The sequence below is a fragment of the Pseudomonas chlororaphis subsp. chlororaphis genome (assembly GCF_003945765.1).
Classification (GTDB): Bacteria; Pseudomonadota; Gammaproteobacteria; order Pseudomonadales; family Pseudomonadaceae; genus Aquipseudomonas; species Aquipseudomonas chlororaphis.
Window position 1 is genome coordinate 2,059,284 of record NZ_CP027712.1, and the last position, 21,032, is coordinate 2,080,315.

Here is a 21,032-nt window from a genome sequence, read left to right on the forward strand (position 1 = left end):
GGACATGATCGTTCTGCCTTGGTCGACACTTTGATACGACGTTGTACGCGTGATTTATATATTGATCGCAAGTACTTCTCGGCACTTTGCTCAACCAGGGAATATTTAGGCTTTTAACCGTGAGAGGAGTTTGCCCAGTGAGCGCCAAAAAACTGGAAGTCGTAAAAAAGTATTTTCAATATTGCGTAGATGGCAAAGATGCTGAACGAGTACTTGAGTACTTCGATGCCGATGTCATTGTGCATAGGCCCGACTGCGACGCTCCCATTCGTGGTGTTAGCAACTTCAAGCGGGCCTTGCGTGAACATGTGCTGGAACGATATGAATCAATAACCACCACATTCAGCAAAGAGGTTGTTACTGATGATGTGGTCGTTGTTCATTTGACCCATCACGCTCGTGGGTCGAACACATGGCACGGTTTTGATGTGCGGGGTAAGGATGTAACCTGGACGGCATTGACTTATTTCCGTTTCAACGATTCAGGCAAGATCGTTGAAGAGATAGTAGAACGAAACGAATTGTTCATGGCCAGGCAACTTGGAATTGTTGAATACACTTAAGAAATGCATGCAGCCATGCAATTCAAAACTGACGGTATGGTGTTGGCTCGTCCTGCAAAAAAGATAACCCGGTTCATCTTAGCCTGATGGTGGGCGTGAGCCGAGCCGGGTTGTTGCGCCCAGCTCCAGCTTGTCGCTCTACGGTCGCTGCCCAAGGCGACTCTTGATTCACAGCCACCCCGAGCGCTTGAAGCTCGCCCACAACCCCGTACAGCCCAGCACCAGAAACGCCAGCACACCGAAGTAGCCGTAGTGCATCTTCAGCTCGGGCATGTTGTCGAAGTTCATTCCGTAGATCCCCGCCACTGCGGTCGGGAACGCCAGGATCGCCGCCCAGGCGGCGAACTTGCGTTGCACCACGCTTTGTCGCGACGCCTCCAGCAGGACGCCGATCTCGATGGTCTGGCTGGCGATGTCACGCAAGGTCGCCAGGTCTTCCATCTGCCGGGTGACATGGATCTGCACGTCGCGAAAGTACGGGCGCATGTTCTTGTCGATAAAGGGGAAGCTGAGCTTCTGCAGCTCTTCGCTGATCTCCACCATTGGCGCTACATAGCGGCGCAGGCGCAGCACATCGCGGCGCAGGCTGTGGAGGTGCTGGATATCCCGCTCGTTGAGCGAACTGCACAGCACGCTGTGCTCCAGTTCGTCGATCTCGGCATGGATCGCTTCGCTGACCGGCTGGTAGTTCTCGGTGACGAAATCCAGTAGCGCGTAGAGCACGAAGTCTTCGCCGTGCTCCAGCAGCAGCGGTCGTGCCTCGCAGCGCTGGCGCACGAAGCCATAGGATTTGGAGTGGCCATTGCGGGCAGTGATGATGTAGCCGTTGCCGGCAAAGATATGGGTTTCGATGAACTCCAGCTTGCCGGCTTCGCGCACTGGGGAGTAGGTGACGATAAACAGCGCGTCGCCGAAAGTTTCGAGTTTCGGCCGGCTGTGTTTTTCCAGGGCGTCCTCGATGGCCAGTTCGTGCAGGTTGAACTGGCGTTGCAGATTGGCCAGTTCCTGGGCGTTGGGTTCTTCGAGGCCGATCCAGACGAAGTGCCCGGGTTTGGCGGCCCAGGCCGCCCCTTCGTCGAGGGTGATGTCCGTGACTCTTTTACCCGCGCTGTAGACTGCGGCGGCAACAACTCTACCCATGGTTCCTGTTCGCTTCTTCTTATCGAAATGAGGAATGAGACTTCGTGCAGCTTAGCCCCATGACTGATCAGAGTCAGCCTGTTGGGTGGAGTTCGCCGGCAATAAACAAGCCCGCACGCGGCGGGCTGTTTTCAGACGGCCTGTAGCTGGCGGTCCATCGACTCGATGCATTCGCGCATCTGTTCGCGACACTGCTCGATCAGCCTCGGCATGTCGTCCAGGCTCAGCCCGGCGGTGGGGATCGCCGGCAGCGAGCGGATCAGGATCCTGCCACTGCGCCAGCGGTTGAGGCGCATATGGCGGATGTAGCTGCTGGCGCACACCGGGACGATCGGCACGCCGGCGGCGATGGCCATCTGGAAGGCGCCTTTCTTGAACGGCAGCAGGTCCTCGCCGAGGTTGCGGGTGCCTTCCGGGAAGACCCAGATCGAGGTGTCCTTGTGTTGCAGGGTGTGGGTGGTGGTCAACATCGAGCGGCGCGCCTTGTGCGCGTTGCCACGGTCGATCAACACATTGCCCGCCAGCCAGAACAACTGGCCGAACAGCGGCACCCATTTCAGGCTCTTTTTACCGATGCACACGGTGCGCCGGGGCACCACGTTGCCGAACACGAACAGGTCGTAGTTGGACTGGTGGTTGGCGATGATCACGCAGCTCTTGGGCTTGTCCATCAGCGGCCCGACTTCGGCCTTGACCCGCAGGCGCAGAATGCACATGGCCGGCAAGGCATACAGGCGCGCGCACAGGCGGCTGTTATCCGGGTTGAACGGGCGGCACAGCCCCAGCACCACGCCGAGAATCCCCGCTGCAACAAAATGCAGGCCCATCAATAACATACGAAACAGATACAGCATCTACAGGCCCACCGGGGACAAAAGGTGGCGCAGTGTACGGATGTGCACTGTTTTCGGCAATTACCTGTATAGAAGGAGAAGATGGCCGATGTTTAAGCGCATGTTTCCGACTCTTTGCTCAGCGGCGAACTAGAGCGTCGCACAGTCTTTCTCGTGGTGCGGGCATAAAAAAGCCCGACGCGCAGGTCGGGCTGGTGGGCGGCGGGCCCAGGCTTCAGCCCAGGTGTTCCTGATCGAGGATGATCGCGTTGTCCAGGGCTTCCAGTAGCGCCTTGCGCACTTTCAGCTTGGTGTTCTTGTGGGCGGTCATGTTGATCTTCTTCAACTGACGCGCGGCGGCCAGGGCGGCGCCTTGCAGTTCCTCGACGCTCACCACCTTATCGAGGAAGCCGGCATCCACCGCGCCTTGTGGGTCGAACATCTCGCCATTGATCACCGAGCGGTGCAGTGCGGATTTGCGCAGGCGGTCACGGGCCAGCTCGATGCCGGCGTGGTGCATGGTCATGCCGATCTGCACTTCGTTCAGGCCGATACTGAACGGGCCTTCGACGCCGATGCGGTAATCCGCGGACAGCAGCAGGAACGCGCCCTTGGCCACGGCGTGCCCAGAGCAGGCGACGATGACGGGGAAGGGGTGTGACAGCAGGCGGCGGGCCAGGGTCGATCCCGAGGTCACCAGGCTCACGGCTTCTTTAGGGCCGGCGGTCATCACTTTCAGGTCGTAGCCACCCGACAGAATGCCGGGCTGCCCGGTGATGATCACCACCGCGCGATCGGTGACGGCCTGGTCCAGCGCGGCATTGAAGGCGGCAATCACGTCCGGGGAAATGGCATTGACCTTGCCATTGCTCAAGGTCAGGGTCGCGATACCGTCTTCGAGGTGGTAAGAAATCAACTCACTCATGACGCAATTCCTTGTATTGAAGTGGGGCAGACGTTACCCACGGTCACAGGTCAGGTAAAGCGCTGTGACTGACTGGTGAGTCAGCCCTTTCTGGCCTGACAAGCGTAGCCGGCCACTTGGGGCGCGGATCGACCCTCCTATATAGCTGCCAGCCAGGCCAGAGATTGGCCGGTTTGCCATGGCGCTGATGCCAGCGCAGTACCGGAATCCGAAGAAATGTCTTAAGCGCATGAAAATTCTCAAAAAAACCTTTGCCATCAGAAAAGCTTTCGACTACATTAGCGCGCCTCGACAGACTGAATCGGTTTGACGAGACACGGTTGGGTGTCCGAGTGGCTTAAGGAGCACGCCTGGAAAGTGTGTATACAGGAAACTGTATCGAGGGTTCGAATCCCTCCTCAACCGCCATATTCGATCTACGCAAAACCCCTGGTTTCCTCGAGAAACCAGGGGTTTTGTGCTTTCTGGGGCTGCTTAATCGCGGCAGTGGGCGAGCGGCTTCTTTGCTGAACGCCGTTTCCCCGCGATGGTCAAAACCATTACGAGTTCGCAACAGCCAAGGTTGCTCCAGCAAGGTATCCGATCACGCTGGATACTTGAGTGGTCTTTGGCTTTGTTACCCCTGCGAAGCCTGGCGGTCAGGTCACCTTGAAGGTGAGGTTTTCCGCCGATATCAGACGGGCATCAGCGTGCGGTTTTCTGTGCCCCGTACTGGCTACGAGGAGACGCGCAATGGTCATTCACTTCAAGGTCGCCGGGCATCTGGCCTGCGGCCACAAGGGTTCCAATCTCATATCCAGCACCGAGCCGGCGCGGGTCAAATGCCGCAGTTGCCGCAATACCGAGGTGTTCAAGGAAGCCCGCAAGAATCAGCGCAATGCGGCACGTCGAGCGGCGCGCAAAGCCAAGGCAGAACACGCGGCAAGCGACTGGCGTGCAGCCTGGACCCAGCGGCTGACGGCCATGGCCGGGTTGCAGCGTCTGCCTCGGGGGTTTGGCGGGCAACCTTACGTTTAGCGTTTGTCGCAGGCGATCCACGCTTTCAGGTCTAGAATGGTCATGCGCATCGAGTGGGGCGATGCTGGTTGTCTGCGGGCGCGGGGTGATATTGCCGGCGTCGGCAGGCTTTGCAGCTACTCAATCGAGAACACCATCATGTCCACGCACGAACAGGTCACCGAGCATAAATCCTTCTCCGAACCGGATGAGACCCGCGAGTTTTCCAATGGCAAGGCAGAGATCCTGAAGATCGGTCAGTGTGAAGTGGGACGCTTCACGTTCAAGCCGGGCTGGCGCTGGTCGAACGACATTAAACCGCTGGCGCAGACACCGAGTTGCCAGGCACCGCATTTTCAGTATCACGTGGCCGGCAGGCTGGCGATCCTGATGGATGACGGCACCGAAATCATCGCCGGGCCGGGTGATATCACCTCCCTGCCTAAGGGACATGACGCCTGGGTGGTGGGGGATGAAACCGTGGTGGTGGTCGACTGGTTCGGGGCCAGCAACTACGCTCGTAAGGTCTAGGCGAAACACAGTCGCAAAGGAGCTGATGCACACCATCAGCTCCTTTTTCAACGACGATCCACACCCTTGGACGAAGAACTCCAGCTTGGGCCATTCGTCGGTCTTTTCTCTTTGTGAACTACAGGTCCTTAAATGACCGTCTAGTCTGAAACGCCGTGACGGTCGATATTTTCTAGGCAGTCAGGTGCTTGCCGGTATCGACCGGTTGTTGGAGGGAGCAGGGAGATGAGCGATCCTTATATCGAGGACAACGGGGATGAGTTCCCAATCAACAACCTGGTGCGCTGCGGTCAGGCAGCGTTTGACAGCGAGCCACCGGCCAAGGCGTCGGTTGGCAAGACCAGGGCCAGTGCATTACCCAGGGTGACCCAGACAAAGTTTTTCCCGAAAGCGGCGCTTCCTAAGAGAAGGTAGCCTTCATACCGAACGACCCCGCTTCCGGGCGGGGTTTTTGTTACCTGAACAATGGGCCGCCGCGATTGATTTGAATGAAGTTGGACCTTTCGTCTTATCCGTTGCACAGGGGAGCGGGGTTTTCACAATTTATTCACAAACGACTGCGTAGGCTCGACTCATCCGTTAAAGCAAATCCTATTAGCCCGTCTCCCCAGCGGGCTTTTTTTTGCCTGGATGAAAACTCTTTGCGCAAAAACGGTCCAACACTGTGACTAAAAGGATCACAGCGTTCTGCTGTCGCCGCTCAGCTTTAGTCAGACACCGCTATAGAATGACTCTCCAGCATCTTTTTCGAGGTTTACATCATGCGTTTAACACTGCCTGCTCTGGTTTTGGGGCTTCTGGCTGCTCAAGGTGCGATGGCCGCCGGTGATGGCACTGCTGCGGTCGGCGGCGGTTTGGGTGGCGCGCTGGGCAATGTGGTGGGACAACAGATTGGCGGCAGCACGGGCGCCGCGGTGGGTGCGGGCCTTGGCGGCGCTGCCGGCAGTGCAGTCGGTGCCCGTAAAGGCAGTCGGACCGAAGCGGCCATCGGTGGCGGCCTGGGTTCGGCCGGCGGTTCGGTGATCGGCAACAAGCTGGGCGGCAAAACCGGCTCGACCATCGGCGCAGGCCTGGGTGGCGCGGCCGGCGGTGCTTTGGGCAGCAGCATGGGTGACGATGACCATCACTCCGGCGGCAGAAAGCACAAGAATAAACACAAGCACGATTGATTCTGCAGCAGTGCGTAAAAAAGCCCGGCCTCGTGCCGGGCTTTTTTATGGGAACGAATAGCGCTCCAGCCCCTCGAATTCAATGACGGACACATTGTGTCGACGAGGTTTGCCATGACTCCGGAAACTGCTGGCAAGAAAGAAGACGACTCCTCGGGCGTGCCCCTGGTCAACGATCCGGGCAATGAAGACCCAGGCTCGCTGATGGATGACGCCCTGGTCCCGCTGAGCGATGACGATGAGGCAGACGAGTCGGAGGAAAAGGGCTCGTGAAGTCTGCTTCCAGCACGCCGGCATGACCGGTGTGAGGTGCCTATGAAGCATGATCCGAAACCTATCGACCGGGATGACACGCCCGAATATCCGCTGCCTTCCCCCACGGATGCGCTGACTCCCGAGCAGATCCTCCCGGATGCCAACGCCGAACAGGAGCTGTCTCGATCCGAGCCGCAGCGCAAGGCGGCCAGGGGCAAACGGCGCACCGCTCCGGGAGGCGCGTCGTGAGCCGCACAAAACTGCTGAGCCTGGTGCTGGTCGCCCTGGTGTCGATTTTCTGTTTCTCCAGCCTGGCAGAATCCGCTGACGGACGGGCCCCGGCCAATCCTTCGCTGCGGTCGTTCGAGGGCGGTTCCGGCAACGGTCTCATGCTGCGACCAGGAGCCCTGGGCGGGAATGGTGTAGGTGTCACGGACAGCCGTTCACGGGCCGACAAGTCGCGCGGCTCTTCCGGTCAGGGCGGCGGCATGGGCTCCACTGGCGTCAATGGTTCCATCATGGGCGGTGGCGGTGGCGGTGGCGGTGGCGGTGGCGGTGCCGGTGGTGGAACCGGCAGCGCGGGCGGTGGCACCGGCGGTCCCGGAGGCGGCAGCGGACGGGCAGGACGCTAGCGTGCTTTGTTCACTCATGATGTCGAGACCAGCGAGCCCGGCCTGTCCGGGCTTTTGTCTGCCTGCGCGCTGGCCTGAGGTTGCTCCCCGTCATCCGCCGCGGCTATGCTGCTGAACCCTTTAATCGGGCAAAAAACTGGCCGTACCTGAGCCGCTCCCCGGGATGTTTTTTGTTAACGGATCAGATGCGATGAATGCACAGTTGAATGATGTGGGCCCGATCAAGGCCGTGATTTTCGATATGGACGGTTTGCTGCTGGACACCGAAGGCATCTACACCGAGGTGACGCAGATCATCGCCGATCGTTATGGCCGCACCTTCGATTGGACGATCAAGCAGAACATCATTGGCCGTGGCGCCGCGGACCTGGCCCGCTATGTGGTGCAAGCCCTGGACCTGCCGATCACGCCCGAGGAGTTCCTGGTGATTCGCGAGCCGCTTATGCGCGAACGCTTTCCCCGGGCGCTGGCGATGCCGGGCGCGCAGGAACTGGTGCAGCACCTCAAGGCCAATAATGTGCCGATTGCCGTGGGCACCAGTTCTTCGCGCCAGTCTTTCGCCCAGAAAACCACCTTGCACGGCGACTGGTTCGCGCTGTTCGACACCATAGTCACCGCCGACGACCCGGAAGTGGGCGCGGCCAAGCCGGCGCCGGACATCTTCCTGACCGCCGCACGGCGCCTGGGCGTTGCCCCCGAGGATTGCCTGGTGTTCGAGGATTCGCCCTTTGGTGTCACCGCGGCGAAGGCGGCGGGGATGACCGCGATTGCCATTCCCGATCCGGCGATGGCAGACGCCAAGTACGCCCATGCCGATGCCATTCTGCGTTCGCTGAAGGGGTTCCAGCCGGCGGCCTGTGGTTTGCCTCAGTTGGCGTGGTCCTGAACCTGTAGCCGCTGCCGCAGGCTGCGATAAGCCCGGCAGGGCTTCAGCGCTCTCAAGTGCGGCGCCTTCTGTGGAGTCGATCGCAGCCTGCGGCAGCGGCTACAAAAACGCCGGGCCACCTGATGAGGGTGGCCCGGCGTTTTTCATGGGCGCAGGAATCAGGCGCTGAAGCCGCCGTCGATCGTCAGACTGGCGCCGGTGATGTAACCCGCTTCCGGGCCTGCCAGGTAAGCCACGAAGCTGGCGATTTCTTCCGCGTGACCATAGCGCCCGATGGCCATCAGCGGGATCAGGCTTTCGGCGAAGTCGCCGTGGGCCGGGTTCATGTCGGTGTCGACCGGGCCGGGTTGCACATTGTTGATGGTGATGCCTCGTGGGCCGAGGTCGCGGGACAGGCCTTTGGTCAGGCCGACCAGGGCTGACTTGCTCATGGCATAGGTACCGCCACCGGCAAAGGGCATGCGCTCGGCGTTGGTGCTGCCGATGTTGATGATGCGCGAGCCTTCGCCCATATGCCGGGCCGCTTCCTGGGTGGCGACGAACACGCTGCGGATGTTGATGGCCAGGGTCCGGTCGAAGTCTTCCAGCTTGAAGTCTTCCAGCGGGCCGATAGCCAGGACGCCGGCGTTGTTGACCAGGATGTCCAGGCGACCAAAGGTTTCGACCGTGCTCTCGACCGCCTGGCGGATGGCCGCGGCATCGGCGCTGTCGGCGAGGATCGCCAGGGCCTTGCCGCCAGCGGCGGTGATGCTGTCCTGCAAGGCTTCGGCCTTGCTGGTAGAGCTGACATAGGTGAAGGCGACGGCGGCGCCTTCGGCCGCCAGGCGTTGCACGATGGCCGCGCCGATGCCGCGGGAACCGCCTTGAACCAGGGCTACTTTGCCGCTGAGGGATTGAGTGGTCATGTCGTTCTCCAAAAAAGTCCAAGGCGGGCTGCCTTGTGGTTGGAGTCGAGTATCGACTTCGGATTAGGTGCTGTGTAGATAGGAATTGCTCTAGTCTGTGTAAACCAGAAGTTTATAGTGAGGCACCATGGAAACCTTCAGCAGCATCGAATGCTTTGTGCGCAGCGCCGAAGTCGGCAGTTTTGCCGAAGCCGCGCGACGCTTGAGCCTGACCCCTGCCGCGGTGGGTAAAAGCGTGGCCAAGCTCGAGGCCCGGCTCGGGGTCCGGCTGTTTCAGCGCAGCACCCGCAGCCTAACCCTGACCGAGGCCGGCAAGCTGTTTCTTGGCGAGGTCAGCGCCAGCCTGTATACCATCCAGAACGCGGTGGCCAACCTGGCCAGCGCCGAAGGGCGCCCGGCGGGCACCCTGAAAGTCAGCATGGGCACGGTGTTCGGACGCCTGTACATCGTGCCCATGCTCGGCGAATTCCTGCGGCGTTTCCCAGAGATCAGCCCGGACTGGCATTTCGATAATCGCCAGGTGGACCTGATCGGCCAGGGTTTCGACGCGGCGATCGGCGGCGGCTTTGAGCTGCCCCAGGGGGTGGTGGCGCGACGGCTGACCCCGGCCCACCGCATCCTGGTGGCCTCGCCGGACTATCTGGCGCGCTGCACGGCGGTCGAGCAGCCCGAGGATTTGCAATATTGCGAAGGCATCCTGATCCGCTCGCCACAGACCGGGCGGGTGCGCTCCTGGGCCCTGACCAGCCGCACCCGGCAGCAAAGCCCGTTGAGCCTGAAGGCGCGGATGACCATGAGCGATTCGGAAGCGGCCTGCGCCGCTGCCGCCCAGGGCCTGGGGGTGGCCCTGGTGAGCATGCCGTTCGCCGTCGGTTACTTGAACGCCGGCACCCTGGTGCGGGTATTGCCGGACTGGTACGTCGACGACGGCAACATCTCGATCTATTACGCCGAGCACAAACTGTTGCCGGGCAAGACCCGGGCCTTCGTCGACTTCGTGATCGAGCAGTTCGCCGAGCAGGGCCTGGAGCAACGCTTCAGCGCGGTTTGAAGAGGCGCGCAAACCCGCTTCCCTAATAGAGGCGGGCTTGCTCGCGACAGGCGAAGGCTCAGCGCCCGAAGCGCCCGGGCCAGCCGATGATGGTTTTTGGCCGTGGCGTGGCGTAGGTGCGTACCTTGGAGGTGGACAGCCCCAGGCGCACCAGGGATTCGGCGATGGTCACCGCCGCGGTCACGCCGTCCACCACCGGCACGCCGGTGCGCTGGCGTATCTGTTCGTCCAGGCCGGCCATGCCGCCACAGCCCAGGCAGATCACCTCGGCCTTGTCTTCGCTGACCGCCAGTTCGGCCTGGCGCACGATGGCTTCCACGGCACGCGTCGGGTCTTCTTCCAGCTCCAGCACCGCCAGCCCGCTGGCTCGAACCGAGGCGCAGCGGTCGTACAGGCCGGAGAGTTTCAGGCGGTCCTCGATCAGCGGTACGGTGCGATCCAGGGTCGTCACCACCGAATAGGCGTGGCCGAGGAACATCGCGGTGCTGGCGCCGGCGTCAGTGATGTCCACCACCGGCACGTTGAGCAGCTCCTGCAGGCCTTCGCGGCCGTGCTCGCCATAACCGGCCTGGATCACCGCGTCGTAGGGCTGGTCGTAGGACAACACGCGGTCCATGACGGCGATGGCGGCCAGGTAGCTTTCGAAGTTGCCTTCGATGGAGTCGGCGCCGAAGTGTGGGGTCAGGCCGATGATTTCGGTGCCGGGCGCGGCCACGGCCTGGGCCTGGCGGGCGATGGCCTGGGTGATGGAGTCGGTGGTGTTGACGTTGACCACGAGAATTCGCATGGGTTGTCCTTATCGTTGAGGCATTCGGGGCCCGCCGCAGACGGGCCGTTCAAGGTTAGTGGCTGACGTTATCGACGGCGATGGATTCACCGCTGACATCCGCATAGTAGGGCTGGCGTTTGGCGACGATCAGGTACAGCAGGCCGGCAATGCCGGCGCCGATCAGCCAGGAGAAGGGCGAGACGCTGGCAAACCCCGGCACCAGGGCCAGGACGATGGCGATCAGCGCCGACGGAATGAACGCCGCCACCGCCCGCAGGTTGACCCCATGGCTGTAGAAATACGCGCCTTGCGGGTGCTCGCTGTACAGCTCGGGCACGTTGATCCGGCCTTTGCGCAGCAGCCAATAGTCGACCATGATCACCCCGTACAGCGGCCCCAGCAGGGCACCGAGCCCGGACAGGAAGTACACGATCACCAGCGGGCTGTTGTAGAGGTTCCACGGCAGGATCAGCACCGCGAGGGTCGCGCTGATCAGCCCGGCGCGGCGGAAGGTCAGGTATTTCGGCGCCAGGTTGCTGAGCACGAAGGCCGGGGCGACGAAGTTGGCCATGATGTTCACCGCCACGGTGACGATCAGGAATGCCAGGCAACCGAGCACCAGAAAGAAGGTGTTGGGGATCGAGGCGATGATTTCGGTCGGGCTTTCGATGATCTTGCCGTTGATCTGGAACTGTGCACCGCAGAGCAACACGGTGATGGCCGCAAACACCAGGATGTTCACCGGCAGGCCCCAGAAGTTGCCGACCTTGATGGTCCGGCGGCAGGGCGAAGAGCGGGCGAAGTCGCAGAAATTGAGGATCAGCGTGCCGTAGATCGCCAGCCACAGCGCGCCGCCGGCGAAGATCTGGCGCCACATCTCGCCACCGCTCAGCGGCTCATGGATCGACCAGGCGATGCTGGCGTTGGCTTGGGTGTACATCCAGGCGGCGAGGGCGGCAACGGTCACCAGGATCACCGGGCCGGCAAAGGCCTCATAGCGCCGGACCATCTCCATGCCGTAGGCGAGGATCGCCAGCTGCACCAGCCAGATCGCCACGAAACACACCCAGCCCAGGCTCGACAGGCCGAGGATCGAGTTGTGGTCGTAGTCGGCGAAGCCGGGGTGGATGGCCGTGAGCAATACCCGGAACACCACCGAGGCCAGGTAGGTCTGGATACCGAACCAGGCGATGGCGATCACCGCGCGGATCAGCGCCGGAATCTGCGCGCCATGGATGCCGAAGCTGATACGGCTGATCACCGGGAAGGGCACGCCGGTCTTCTGGCCCATGTAGCCGGACAGGTTCATGAAGAAGTACACCAGCGCCGCGCCGATACCCAGGGACAGGAGGATCTGCCAGCCGCCCAGGCCCAGGGCGTACAGGCCGATGGCGAAGGAGTAATTGGCGATGTTGTGCACGTCATTGGTCCACAGGGCAAAGATGCTGTAGCCACCCCAGCGCCGGCCTTCGACCTTGGTCGGCGCCAGGTCGCGGTTGTGCAGGCGCGGGCTGAGGTCGACCGGCGAAGCGGTGCCTTGGGCGATGCTGGGGTCGAGGTTGGCGTGGGTATGGGAGGAGGGCAAATCCAGTGCGATGTTATTGGAAGGACTGGTACGCATTCCGGCAGGCTCCTGATCGCGGACCCGCGCTGACTGTGCTTGAGCGCAAGGCTCGGCAGTCTTCGGCGCAGTCCGGGAATCACTGGGTTCTGGGCATCTGCAGGCGGATTCGGGAACCCGGCTTGCGGATATAAAGTGTATGTATTTTTTATTTAAGTTGTATACAAGATGCGAATCGACCTAAGCCACTTCCGTGCCAGATCCCAATCTAAGCAAGCGACCGATAATTTCGGTTTGTTCTTAAGATTTTCTAAGTGACTGAAACTACGAAACTATAAATTGACCGATTGAACAGGTATTTATTTTTCGAGGGGGCAGGGTGTGAGCGCGGTGGAGAATGGCCCAGGGAGGAGGGTGTAACTTTTTGGGGCGTAGAGGCATAAAGTGCACACAAAAATGGCACCTGTGGTGACACTTGTGTGTACAAGATTTTTACCGGGAGGAGGGGCTTCTGCAGGAGCGAAGCTTGCTCGCGAAGCGGTGTGTCAGATACACCGTCTCGCGAGCAAGCTTCGTTCCTACAGAAGAAAGAGGAATTGGGGCTTTAGCCCTTGCTGATGATATTGCCGGCGTGCAGGCCACATTCCTTCTGCGTGGCTTCTTCCCACCACCAGCGGCCTTCGCGCTCATGCTGGTTCGGCAGCACAGGGCGGGTGCAAGGCTCGCAGCCGATGCTGATGAAGCCGCGTTCGTGCAGGCTGTTGTACGGCAGCTCGAGCATGCGGATGTACCCCCAGATCTCTTCGCTGGTCATCTGCGCCAGCGGGTTGAACTTGTACAGGGTGCGTTCCGGGGTGGAGAAGGCGCTGTCGATCTCCAGTACCGCCACCTGGCTGCGGGTACCCGGGCTCTGGTCGCGGCGCTGGCCGGTGGCCCAGGCGCTGACGGTGGACAGCTTGCGGCGCAGCGGTTCGATCTTGCGGATGCCGCAGCACTCGCCGTGGCCGTCCTTGTAGAAGCTGAACAGGCCTTTCTCCTTGACGAAGGGCTCGAGCTTGGCGTGGTCCGGCGAAACCACGTCGATGTCGATCTTGTAGTGCTCGCGTACCTGCTCGATGAAGCGGTAGGTTTCCGGGTGCAGGCGCCCGGTGTCGAGGCTGAACACCTTGACGTTCTTGTTCAGCTTCCAGGCCATGTCCACCAGCACCACATCCTCGGCACCACTGAAAGAGATCCACAGGTCATCGCCAAACTCGGCAAAGGCCAGTTTGAGAATGTCCTGGGCGGATTTTTGGGCATAGGTCGCGGCGAGTTCAGCGACATTGAACGATGGGCTCATCAGGGCGGTTTCCTACAGGTCGGTGGCGCTGAGCGCTCTAGATACTGGCGATGGTAACAAAATCCGCCCCCGGCTGGCGCGCTCCTCGCGTTGCGTGGGCCAGGTCGAATCGCTAGAGTTCGGCAGTCCTTTTGCTCGCTCGAATAACCAATACAAATGGGAGTGTCCTGTGGAAATTGCCTGTCTCGACCTGGAAGGTGTACTGGTCCCGGAAATCTGGATCGCCTTTGCCGAAAAAACCGGGATTGAATCCCTCAAGGCGACCACCCGGGATATCCCCGATTACGACGTGCTGATGAAGCAGCGCCTGCGGATTCTCGACGAGCACGGCCTGAAGCTGTCGGACATTCAGGAGGTGATCGCCACCCTCAAGCCGCTGGACGGTGCCATCGAGTTCGTCGACTGGCTGCGCGAGCGTTTCCAGGTGGTGATTCTGTCCGACACCTTCTATGAGTTTTCCCAGCCGCTGATGCGCCAGCTGGGCTTTCCCACGCTGCTGTGCCACCGCCTGGTCACCGACGACAGCGGCCGGGTGACCGGTTACCAGCTGCGCCAGAAAGACCCCAAGCGCCAGTCGGTGCTGGCCTTCAAGAGCCTGTATTACCGGGTGATCGCGGCGGGGGATTCGTACAACGACACCAGCATGCTCGGCGAGGCCGATGCCGGCATTCTGTTCCATGCCCCGGACAACGTGATTCGCGAGTTCCCGCAGTTCCCGGCGGTGCACAGCTTTGCCGAGCTGAAGCAGGAATTCCTCAAGGCGTCGAAGCGCGAATTGAGCTTGTAACGCTGTACCTGTAGCCGCTGCCGAAGGCTGCAATCGGCCGGTACGGCCGCGGCGTCTTCCCCAACGCTGAAGGGCCTGCGGCCCTATCGCAGCCTTCGGCAGCGGCTACAGGGGCATGATCAGAGGTTCTGCAAGGTCTCCAGCAGGACCTTCACCTTGGTGATGGACTCCTGGTACTCGGCCTGCCAGTCCGAGTCCGCGACAATCCCGCCACCGCCCCAGCAGCAGATTTGCCCATCCTTGACCAGCAGGCTGCGGATGGCGATCGAGCTGTCCATCTCGCCACGCACGTCCAGGTACAGCAACGAACCGCAATACAGCCCGCGCCGGGTCGGTTCCAGCTCGTCGATGATCTGCATCGCGCGGATCTTCGGCGCGCCGGTGATCGAGCCGCCGGGGAAGCTGCCGGCGATCAGGTCCAGGGCGTCCTTGTCGTCCGCCAGTTCGCCGGTGACGCTACTCACCAGGTGGTGCACGTTGGGGTAACTCTCCAGGCTGAACAGCTCCGGTACCCGCACCGAGCCGATGCGGCAGGTACGGCCCAGGTCGTTGCGCAGCAGGTCGACGATCATCAGGTTTTCCGCGCGGTCCTTGGGGCTGGCCAGCAGCTCGGCGGCGTTCGCCGCGTCTTCGGCGGCATCCTGGCCGCGCGGACGGGTGCCCTTGATCGGCCGGGTTTCCACCTGTCGCTCACTGATCCGCACGAAGCGCTCCGGCGACAGGCTCAGCACCGTGCCACCTTCCGGCAGGCTCTGGAACCCGGAAAAAGGCGTCGGGCAGGCCGCCCGCAGCGCGCAGTAGGCAACCCACGGATCGCCAGCGCAGGGCGCGCGAAAGCGCTGGGCGAAGTTGACCTGATAGCAGTCGCCGGCCTGGATGTACGCCTGGATGCGCTCGAACGCCTGTTGGTACTGCGCAGCGCTGAGGTCAGGCAGCATCGGCCCGCTGAGCTTGAAGCTGTCGTGGGTGCTGGCCGGCGCCTGGCCGAACAGGGCGATCAGGCGCTGGCGTTCGCTGGCGGCAAGCGCGGGGTGGAACACCAGTTGGCTGGTGCTCTGCTGATGGTCGCTGATCAGCGCCCAGTCGTAGAGGCCGAAGCGTGCATCGGGCAGTTGCAGGTCATCCAGGGCCTGGCTGGGCAGGCGTTCCAGATGGCGTCCGAAGTCGTAGCTGAGGTAGCCGATCAGTCCGCCGGCGAAAGGCAACTGGTAAGGCGCCGGGATCGCCGCCTGGCCCAATTGGTCCAGGTTGAGCCGCAGGCGTTGCAGGAAATCTTCGCCGCTTTCGTCCTTGAGGACGGCCAACTGCGTCCGTGGCCAGGCGCTGAGCAGGTCATAGCGGCCGCGCTCGGCACTGGGCCGGCCGCTGTCGAGCAGGACGGCGCCAGGGGCATGGCGGATCGCCGCGAAATACTCGGCGGGGTTGGTGCGATAGGGCAGCGGATGTACGGAACAGGTCGACATGCGGGGCGGATCAGCCATCGGAGGAGCGCGGCTGGCGATTGTAGTCCCCCCAGGGATTTGCTCCTAGTGGGGATGTCGGGGATTGCCCGGTTTACGACGCATTGCCCGCCTCGCCGCATACCCTGTAGCCGCTGCCGAAGGCTGCGAAAGGACCGAGGGCCCTCAGCGATGCCGAAAGCGGCGCCCGCTTCGCGGTCGGGCGCAGCCTGCGGCAGCGGCTACAGGGTTTTCCGTTGCTGTGGTTCAGCCTTCCACCGCCGGGATATGGCCGAACAGGTCCTGGGCAAACTGCACGCGCTGCTCGACGGTTTCGCTGATGCCGCGGGCTTTCAGTTCTGCCAGGTGGGCTTCGACCGCGTGGGTGCGCTGGGTCAGGCCGCAGTCGTTGGCGATCTGGATGTTCAGGCCGGGGCGGGCGTTGAGCTCGAGGATCAACGGGCCCTTTTCCTGGTCCAGCACCATGTCCACCCCGATGTAGCCCAGGCCGCACAGCTCGTAGCAGCCGGCCGCCAGCTTCATGAAACCGTCCCAGTAGGGCAGTTGCACGCCGTCCACCGCATTGGTGGTGTCCGGGTGCTTGGCGATGATGTTGTTCAGCCAGGTGCCGCGCAGGGTCAAGCCGGTAGCCAGGTCGACACCGACGCCGATGGCGCCCTGGTGCAGGTTGGCCTTGCCGCCGGACTGGCGGGTCGGCAGGCGCAGCATGGCCATCACCGGGTAGCCCATGAGCACGATGATGCGGATGTCCGGCACGCCTTCGTAGCTGATGCTCTTGAAGATCTGGTCCGGGGTCACCCGGTATTCGATCAGCGCCCGGTCACGGTGGCCGCCCAGGGAATAGAGGCCGGTGAGGATGCTGGAGATGTGGTGCTCGATTTCTTCATGACTGATGATCTTGCCCGATACCGTGCGGTAGCGACCCTCGAAACGGTCGGCGATCACGATGATGCCGTCGCCGCCGGCGCCTTGCGCCGGCTTGATCACGAAGTCGTTGCGCCCGCCGATGATCTCGTCGAGCTTGTCGATTTCCTTCTCGGTGGAGATCACGCCGTACAGTTCCGGCACATGGATGCCGGCCTTGATCGCGCGTTCCTTGGTGATGATCTTGTCGTCGACGATCGGGTACAGGCTGCGCTTGTTGTACTTGAGCACGTAGTCCGCGTTACGCCGATTGATCCCCATGATGCCCCGGGCTTCCAGGGCCTTCCAGGTCTTCCACAGGCCGAACATTACGAATCAGCCTTGACGAAGGCTTTGAAACGGATCAGCTCGGTCAGGCGGTAGCCGCGGTAGCGACCCATCGCCAGCATGAAGCCCACCAGGATCAGCAGCATCGCCGGGAAGGTGAAGACGAAGTAGACCAGCTCCGGCACGCTCATGATCAGGTGCGCCAGGGAGGCGGCGAACAGCGTGCCGATGGCGACTTTCATCGCATGGCCGGCGCCCCGTTCTTCCCAGGTGATCGATAGGCGTTCGATGGTCATGGTCAGGATCACCATCGGGAACAGGGCCACCGACAGGCCGCGTTCCAGGCCGAGCTTGTGGCTGAACAGGCTGATGGCGGCGATCAGCACCACGACGAAGGTCAGCACCACCGACAGCCGCGGCAGCATCTGCAGCTTCAGGTGTTCCAGGTAGGACCTGAGCGACAGCCCGAGCGCGGTGATCACCGTGAACAGCACGATGCCGAAGCCCAGCTGGGTTTCGCGGAAGGCCAGGGCGATCAGCACCGGGGTGAAGGTACCCAGGGTCTGCAGGCCGATCAGGTTGCGCAGCACCAGGATCACCAGCACGCCGATCGGGATCATCACCATGATCATGAAGGTCTGCTGGGTCTGCAGCGGCAGGCCGTACAGCGAGTATTCGAGGAAGTTGGCGTCGGTGTTCTCGTCGGTCAGCTTGGCCAGGCGAATGGCGTTCATTTCGCTGTTGTTCAGGCTGAAGGTGACGGTGGCTTTCTTGCCGCCATCGACGGTGATCAGGCTGTCGTCACCGATCCACCACAACAGGCGGTCGCTGGGCAGGCCTTGTTCGCCGGTTTCCGGGTTGAAGTACAGCCAGTCGGTACCGTTGAAGCTGCGCAGCCACAGTTCCGGGGCCTGCGGCTGGTCGGCCACCAGGCGAATGGTGTGGACCTTTTCCATCGGCACGTGGGCGATGGACAGCAGCAGGTCGACGATCTTGGCTTTGTTCGCCGGCGACGGATCGCCCGCCAGGAGCATCTTGGCGTTGTCGTCGCTGCTGTTGTTGACCCGCTTGATGGCTTCGCTGATGAAGGTCTCGACGTCGGCCGAGTGCTGGCGGATCGGCGCGAGCAGGGCTTCGGCGGCGATCTTTTCCGGGCCTTCGACGGCGATGCTGTCGCGGAAGGTCGGGCCCTTGATCTTGGCTTTTTCCGCGGTGTAGCGCTTGGTCAGCACCAGGCGGTAGTAGAGGGTCTGGTTGCCCTTGGCGCGGCGGGCCGACCAAGTCACCTTGCGGTTGCCGTCGACGCGGTTCACCGCCACCCCGTAATTATTGGAGATGAAGCTCTCGTTCAGGCTGACATAGTCGCGGCTCAGCGGCGGCACGAACATCTGGATCTTGATCGGGTCCTTGGCGTTGGCGACGAACTCGACCTTGGCGTCGATATTCCACAGGTCGTCGGTGGCGTCTTCGGTCACCGGGATGCCGAGCACGAAAATCTGATAGGCCGTGATCGAAATGCCCAGCACCACCAGGATGGCGATCAGGATTTTCAGATGGAGGGTAAGAGAGCGCATTGGAATTACTCTGCGGTATGAGCGTCGGTGGCGCAGGCAGGTTTGCCAGCAGCGTATTTAAGACTGGGGTCGACCAGTGCATCGAAGCGCTTGAGCGCTTCGGAACCGATCAAGAGCGGGTATTGGAATGCACTGCGGTCGGTCAAGTTCACTTCTATGCTGCGCAGGGCACCGCCCATGCAGATATCCAGCTCGATGACCGGGCGCGCGGTGTACTTCTTGTTGTTTTCCTCATCGGGGTCATAGTCGCCGGCGCGGCGCTTGATCTTGCTGACGCGGGCCAGCGGACGTTCGATGGGGTGGGAATGGGCGGCGTCGATGGCCAGGTAAAAGCGTACCCAGGACTCACCATTGCGCTTGAAGCGCTTGATATCGCGGGCGCTGAGGGAGGCGGTCTTGGCGCCGGTGTCGAGCTTGGCGGCGACTTCCAGGTCGATCCCGGACAGTCTGGCGTATTCATTCAGACCGTAAACGGTCTTGCCGGCGGCGGCACTCAGGCCCGGCAGGCCGAGCAGGCAGAACAGTATGGAGAAGGCCTTGAGTCTCATAGATCCTGGTGCGTTGCATGGGTTCTTCAGTTCAAGGCGACTGGCATTGCTGCGCAAGCTCCCTCGTGTGCTGCCTTATTAATGTGACAGGCAAATGCGGGCGGCATTCTAGCATGCTGGTTTTATGGCGCCAGCGGCGGGGCGGGGGCTTTTGTGCCGGTTTGGTGCAAAGGGTTATTAGACGATTGTCGACAATATCTATTTTTCCTTTGACTGTATCGGTTGTATTGGCTAGTTTTTGTCGCATTGATTTTCAAGGTGTCGACAATATGTTGGATCAGCTCGATCCCCCCGCCGTGACGCAGGACGATTCGGAAACCTTGTCCGAAAACGTCTTCAGACGCATTCAGGCGGCCATCGTCAAGGGCGAGATCGCCCCGGGCAGCAAGATTTCCGAGCCGGAACTGGCGCGCACCTACGGCATCAGCCGTGGCCCCTTGCGCGAGGCGATCCACCGTCTGGAAGGCCAGCGCCTGCTGGTGCGGGTGCCCCATGTCGGGGCGCGGGTGGTATCCCTGAGCCACGCCGAGCTGATCGAGCTCTATGAAATCCGCGAATCCCTGGAAGGCATGGCCTGCCGCCTGGCCGCCGAGCGCATGACCAACGAGGAAATCGACGAGCTGCGCCGGGTCCTCGATACCCACGAGCGCGACGCGGCGTTCCAGGCCGGGGTCGGCTACTACCAGCAGGAAGGCGATTTCGACTTCCATTACCGGATCATCCAGGGCGCGGGCAACCGCACCCTCACGCAGATGCTCTGCGGCGAGCTGTACCAACTGGTGCGCATGTACCGCATCCAGTTTTCCGCCACGCCCAATCGCCCGCACCAGGCGTTCGCCGAGCACCACCGGATTCTCGATGCCATTGCCGATCGCGACGGCGAACTGGCCGAGTTGTTGATGCGCCGTCACATCGGTGCTTCCAAACGCAACATTGCCCGTCACTTTCCAGAGTGCGCGCCCTAGAGAGGTGAGTCATGAGTTCCAACAACAAGAGCACTCCAGGCCAGCGCTTTCGCGATGCGGTCGCCAGCGAACGACCGTTGCAGGTGGTCGGCGCCATCAATGCCAACCATGCGCTGCTGGCCAAGCGCGCCGGGTTCAAGGCGATCTACCTGTCCGGTGGCGGGGTGGCGGCCGGCTCCCTCGGCGTGCCGGACCTGGGCATCACCGGGCTGGACGACGTGCTGACCGACGTGCGCCGCATCACCGACGTCTGCGACCTGCCGTTGCTGGTGGACGTGGACACCGGTTTCGGTTCGTCGGCGTTCAACGTGGCGCGCACCGTCAAGTCGATGATCAAGTTCGGCGCGGCGGCGATTCACATCGAGGACCAGGTCGGCGCCAAGCGCTGCGGCCACCGTCCGAACAAGGAGATCGTTTCCCAGCAGGAAATGGTCGACCGCATCAAGGCCGCGGTGGATGCCCGCACCGACGACAGCTTCGTGATCATGGCCCGCACCGACGCCCTGGCGGTGGAGGGGCTGGAGTCGGCCCTGGATCGCGCCGCCGCCTGCATCGAAGCCGGCGCCGACATGGTGTTCCCGGAAGCCATCACTGAGCTGGAGATGTACAAGATCTTCGCCAGCCGGGTGAAAGCGCCGATCCTGGCCAACATCACCGAGTTCGGCGCCACGCCGCTGTACACCACCGAGCAACTGAAATCCGTGGATGTTTCCCTGGTGCTGTACCCGCTGTCGGCGTTCCGCGCCATGAACAAGGCGGCGGAGAACGTCTACACCGCGATCCGTCGCGATGGCACCCAGCAGAACGTGATCGACACCATGCAGACCCGCATGGAACTGTACGACCGCATCGACTACCACACCTTCGAGCAGAAGCTCGATGCGCTGTTCGCCCAGAAGAAGGGTTGATGCCGAGCACGGCTCGACTACTGATGCAAAACCTGTAGCCGCTG

The 21,032-nt window shown here is 61.8% G+C and carries 24 protein-coding genes and 1 tRNA gene; 14 read left to right on the plus strand and 11 right to left on the minus strand.

Annotation, left to right across the window (positions count from 1 at the left end):
* Positions 1–137: 137 nt before the first annotated feature.
* Positions 138–563, plus strand: a complete 426-nt coding sequence (locus C4K27_RS09415; RefSeq protein ID WP_081002238.1) for an ester cyclase — start codon at positions 138–140, stop codon at positions 561–563.
* A gap of 168 nt (positions 564–731) precedes the next feature.
* Here the strand turns inward: C4K27_RS09415 and C4K27_RS09420 are convergent, their stop codons facing one another.
* The 3 genes from C4K27_RS09420 to C4K27_RS09430 all read right to left on the minus strand — a co-directional run bounded on the left by C4K27_RS09420 (position 732) and on the right by C4K27_RS09430 (position 3,461).
* Positions 732–1,703 (minus strand): magnesium and cobalt transport protein CorA, encoded by a 972-nt coding sequence (locus C4K27_RS09420; protein WP_053260239.1) that lies wholly within the window; start codon positions 1,701–1,703, stop codon positions 732–734.
* Positions 1,704–1,834: 131 nt separating this feature from the next.
* The gene (locus C4K27_RS09425) at positions 1,835–2,557 is read right to left on the minus strand and encodes a lysophospholipid acyltransferase family protein (RefSeq protein ID WP_053260240.1); all 723 of its coding nucleotides are present in this window, start codon (positions 2,555–2,557) and stop codon (positions 1,835–1,837) included.
* Positions 2,558–2,771: 214 nt separating this feature from the next.
* Entirely contained in the window at positions 2,772–3,461 is a 690-nt protein-coding gene (locus C4K27_RS09430) for a crotonase/enoyl-CoA hydratase family protein (protein WP_053260241.1), read from the minus strand.
* 318 nt (positions 3,462–3,779) lie between these two features.
* Between C4K27_RS09430 and C4K27_RS09435 the strand changes: the two genes are divergently transcribed.
* The 9 genes from C4K27_RS09435 to C4K27_RS09470 all read left to right on the plus strand — a co-directional run bounded on the left by C4K27_RS09435 (position 3,780) and on the right by C4K27_RS09470 (position 7,930).
* A tRNA-Ser gene (locus C4K27_RS09435) sits at positions 3,780–3,869 on the plus strand.
* Positions 3,870–4,193: 324 nt separating this feature from the next.
* Positions 4,194–4,478, plus strand: a complete 285-nt coding sequence (locus tag C4K27_RS09440; RefSeq protein WP_053260242.1) for a hypothetical protein — start codon at positions 4,194–4,196, stop codon at positions 4,476–4,478.
* 42 nt (positions 4,479–4,520) lie between these two features.
* Positions 4,521–4,988 (plus strand): cupin domain-containing protein, encoded by a 468-nt coding sequence (locus C4K27_RS09445; RefSeq protein ID WP_223815873.1) that lies wholly within the window; start codon positions 4,521–4,523, stop codon positions 4,986–4,988.
* A gap of 225 nt (positions 4,989–5,213) precedes the next feature.
* A complete protein-coding gene (locus tag C4K27_RS09450) occupies positions 5,214–5,402 on the plus strand; it encodes a hypothetical protein (protein ID WP_007922997.1) in 189 nt (62 codons plus the stop codon).
* 347 nt (positions 5,403–5,749) lie between these two features.
* Positions 5,750–6,157: a hypothetical protein gene (locus C4K27_RS09455; RefSeq protein WP_053260243.1), complete on the plus strand. Its 408-nt coding sequence runs from the start codon at positions 5,750–5,752 to the stop codon at positions 6,155–6,157.
* Positions 6,158–6,271: 114 nt separating this feature from the next.
* A complete protein-coding gene (locus tag C4K27_RS31180) occupies positions 6,272–6,430 on the plus strand; it encodes a hypothetical protein (protein WP_164523761.1) in 159 nt (52 codons plus the stop codon).
* Between the two features lie 42 nt (positions 6,431–6,472).
* A complete protein-coding gene (locus tag C4K27_RS09460) occupies positions 6,473–6,661 on the plus strand; it encodes a hypothetical protein (RefSeq protein WP_053260244.1) in 189 nt (62 codons plus the stop codon).
* Complete coding sequence (locus C4K27_RS09465; RefSeq protein ID WP_053260245.1) at positions 6,658–7,044, plus strand: hypothetical protein; 387 nt, start codon at positions 6,658–6,660, stop codon at positions 7,042–7,044. Before C4K27_RS09460 ends, C4K27_RS09465 begins: the two co-directional genes overlap by 4 nt.
* 190 nt (positions 7,045–7,234) lie before the next feature.
* A complete protein-coding gene (locus tag C4K27_RS09470) occupies positions 7,235–7,930 on the plus strand; it encodes an HAD-IA family hydrolase (protein ID WP_053260246.1) in 696 nt (231 codons plus the stop codon).
* A 158-nt stretch (positions 7,931–8,088) separates the two neighbouring features.
* Here the strand turns inward: C4K27_RS09470 and C4K27_RS09475 are convergent, their stop codons facing one another.
* Entirely contained in the window at positions 8,089–8,835 is a 747-nt protein-coding gene (locus C4K27_RS09475) for a 3-oxoacyl-ACP reductase family protein (protein ID WP_053260247.1), read from the minus strand.
* A gap of 127 nt (positions 8,836–8,962) precedes the next feature.
* On the opposite strand from C4K27_RS09475, the gene C4K27_RS09480 reads away from it, so the two are divergent.
* On the plus strand, positions 8,963–9,886 hold the full coding sequence (locus C4K27_RS09480) for a LysR family transcriptional regulator (RefSeq protein ID WP_053260248.1): 924 nt from the start codon (positions 8,963–8,965) through the stop codon (positions 9,884–9,886).
* Between the two features lie 58 nt (positions 9,887–9,944).
* Here C4K27_RS09480 and C4K27_RS09485 read toward each other — a convergent pair whose 3' ends face one another.
* From C4K27_RS09485 to C4K27_RS09495, 3 genes are all read right to left on the minus strand, one after another.
* Complete coding sequence (locus C4K27_RS09485; RefSeq protein ID WP_053260249.1) at positions 9,945–10,673, minus strand: aspartate/glutamate racemase family protein; 729 nt, start codon at positions 10,671–10,673, stop codon at positions 9,945–9,947.
* Positions 10,674–10,728: 55 nt separating this feature from the next.
* A complete protein-coding gene (locus C4K27_RS09490; RefSeq protein ID WP_053260250.1) occupies positions 10,729–12,276 on the minus strand; it encodes an NCS1 family nucleobase:cation symporter-1 in 1,548 nt (515 codons plus the stop codon).
* A 544-nt stretch (positions 12,277–12,820) separates the two neighbouring features.
* Complete coding sequence (locus C4K27_RS09495) at positions 12,821–13,555, minus strand: phosphoadenylyl-sulfate reductase (protein WP_053260251.1); 735 nt, start codon at positions 13,553–13,555, stop codon at positions 12,821–12,823.
* 169 nt (positions 13,556–13,724) lie between these two features.
* On the opposite strand from C4K27_RS09495, the gene thrH reads away from it, so the two are divergent.
* Entirely contained in the window at positions 13,725–14,342 is a 618-nt protein-coding gene (gene thrH / locus C4K27_RS09500; protein ID WP_053260252.1) for a bifunctional phosphoserine phosphatase/homoserine phosphotransferase ThrH, read from the plus strand.
* Positions 14,343–14,461: 119 nt separating this feature from the next.
* Here thrH and pabB read toward each other — a convergent pair whose 3' ends face one another.
* From pabB to rloA, 4 genes are all read right to left on the minus strand, one after another.
* Positions 14,462–15,805 carry an aminodeoxychorismate synthase component I gene (gene pabB / locus C4K27_RS09505; RefSeq protein WP_053260253.1) on the minus strand — a complete coding sequence of 448 codons (1,344 nt, stop codon included), beginning with the start codon at positions 15,803–15,805 and terminating at the stop codon, positions 14,462–14,464.
* 243 nt (positions 15,806–16,048) lie between these two features.
* Positions 16,049–17,035, minus strand: coding sequence for an alpha-L-glutamate ligase-like protein (locus C4K27_RS09510; protein WP_007930638.1), 987 nt, complete (start codon positions 17,033–17,035; stop codon positions 16,049–16,051).
* Positions 17,035–18,567, minus strand: coding sequence for an osmotic stress tolerance membrane protein RloB (rloB, locus tag C4K27_RS09515; RefSeq protein ID WP_007930639.1), 1,533 nt, complete (start codon positions 18,565–18,567; stop codon positions 17,035–17,037). Before rloB ends, C4K27_RS09510 begins: the two co-directional genes overlap by 1 nt.
* Before the next feature lie 5 nt (positions 18,568–18,572).
* A complete protein-coding gene (gene rloA / locus C4K27_RS09520; protein ID WP_007930640.1) occupies positions 18,573–19,115 on the minus strand; it encodes a retropepsin-like aspartic peptidase RloA in 543 nt (180 codons plus the stop codon).
* A 269-nt stretch (positions 19,116–19,384) separates the two neighbouring features.
* Between rloA and C4K27_RS09525 the strand changes: the two genes are divergently transcribed.
* Positions 19,385–20,080, plus strand: a complete 696-nt coding sequence (locus C4K27_RS09525) for a GntR family transcriptional regulator (RefSeq protein WP_053260254.1) — start codon at positions 19,385–19,387, stop codon at positions 20,078–20,080.
* A gap of 11 nt (positions 20,081–20,091) precedes the next feature.
* On the plus strand, positions 20,092–20,988 hold the full coding sequence (gene prpB / locus C4K27_RS09530; protein WP_009042912.1) for a methylisocitrate lyase: 897 nt from the start codon (positions 20,092–20,094) through the stop codon (positions 20,986–20,988).
* Positions 20,989–21,032 lie beyond the last annotated feature (44 nt).

Bases quoted from the DNA above. Each gene is read 5' to 3' on its own strand.
- C4K27_RS09445 (WP_223815873.1), top strand. From the start codon at position 4,521: ATGCGCATCGAGTGGGGCGATGCTGGTTGTCTGCGGGCGCGGGGTGAT.
- C4K27_RS09440 (WP_053260242.1), top strand. From the start codon at position 4,194: ATGGTCATTCACTTCAAGGTCGCCGGGCATCTGGCCTGCGGCCACAAG.
- C4K27_RS09490 (WP_053260250.1), bottom strand. From the start codon at position 12,276: ATGCGTACCAGTCCTTCCAATAACATCGCACTGGATTTGCCCTCCTCC.
- C4K27_RS31180 (WP_164523761.1), top strand. From the start codon at position 6,272: ATGACTCCGGAAACTGCTGGCAAGAAAGAAGACGACTCCTCGGGCGTG.
- C4K27_RS09475 (WP_053260247.1), bottom strand. From the start codon at position 8,835: ATGACCACTCAATCCCTCAGCGGCAAAGTAGCCCTGGTTCAAGGCGGT.
- C4K27_RS09470 (WP_053260246.1), top strand. From the start codon at position 7,235: ATGAATGCACAGTTGAATGATGTGGGCCCGATCAAGGCCGTGATTTTC.
- C4K27_RS09510 (WP_007930638.1), bottom strand. From the start codon at position 17,035: ATGTTCGGCCTGTGGAAGACCTGGAAGGCCCTGGAAGCCCGGGGCATC.
- prpB (WP_009042912.1), top strand. From the start codon at position 20,092: ATGAGTTCCAACAACAAGAGCACTCCAGGCCAGCGCTTTCGCGATGCG.
- C4K27_RS09450 (WP_007922997.1), top strand. From the start codon at position 5,214: ATGAGCGATCCTTATATCGAGGACAACGGGGATGAGTTCCCAATCAAC.
- pabB (WP_053260253.1), bottom strand. From the start codon at position 15,805: ATGTCGACCTGTTCCGTACATCCGCTGCCCTATCGCACCAACCCCGCC.
- C4K27_RS09525 (WP_053260254.1), top strand. From the start codon at position 19,385: ATGTTGGATCAGCTCGATCCCCCCGCCGTGACGCAGGACGATTCGGAA.
- C4K27_RS09455 (WP_053260243.1), top strand. From the start codon at position 5,750: ATGCGTTTAACACTGCCTGCTCTGGTTTTGGGGCTTCTGGCTGCTCAA.
- C4K27_RS09480 (WP_053260248.1), top strand. From the start codon at position 8,963: ATGGAAACCTTCAGCAGCATCGAATGCTTTGTGCGCAGCGCCGAAGTC.
- C4K27_RS09430 (WP_053260241.1), bottom strand. From the start codon at position 3,461: ATGAGTGAGTTGATTTCTTACCACCTCGAAGACGGTATCGCGACCCTG.
- C4K27_RS09495 (WP_053260251.1), bottom strand. From the start codon at position 13,555: ATGAGCCCATCGTTCAATGTCGCTGAACTCGCCGCGACCTATGCCCAA.
- C4K27_RS09460 (WP_053260244.1), top strand. From the start codon at position 6,473: ATGAAGCATGATCCGAAACCTATCGACCGGGATGACACGCCCGAATAT.
- C4K27_RS09420 (WP_053260239.1), bottom strand. From the start codon at position 1,703: ATGGGTAGAGTTGTTGCCGCCGCAGTCTACAGCGCGGGTAAAAGAGTC.
- rloB (WP_007930639.1), bottom strand. From the start codon at position 18,567: ATGCGCTCTCTTACCCTCCATCTGAAAATCCTGATCGCCATCCTGGTG.
- rloA (WP_007930640.1), bottom strand. From the start codon at position 19,115: ATGAGACTCAAGGCCTTCTCCATACTGTTCTGCCTGCTCGGCCTGCCG.
- C4K27_RS09425 (WP_053260240.1), bottom strand. From the start codon at position 2,557: ATGCTGTATCTGTTTCGTATGTTATTGATGGGCCTGCATTTTGTTGCA.
- C4K27_RS09485 (WP_053260249.1), bottom strand. From the start codon at position 10,673: ATGCGAATTCTCGTGGTCAACGTCAACACCACCGACTCCATCACCCAG.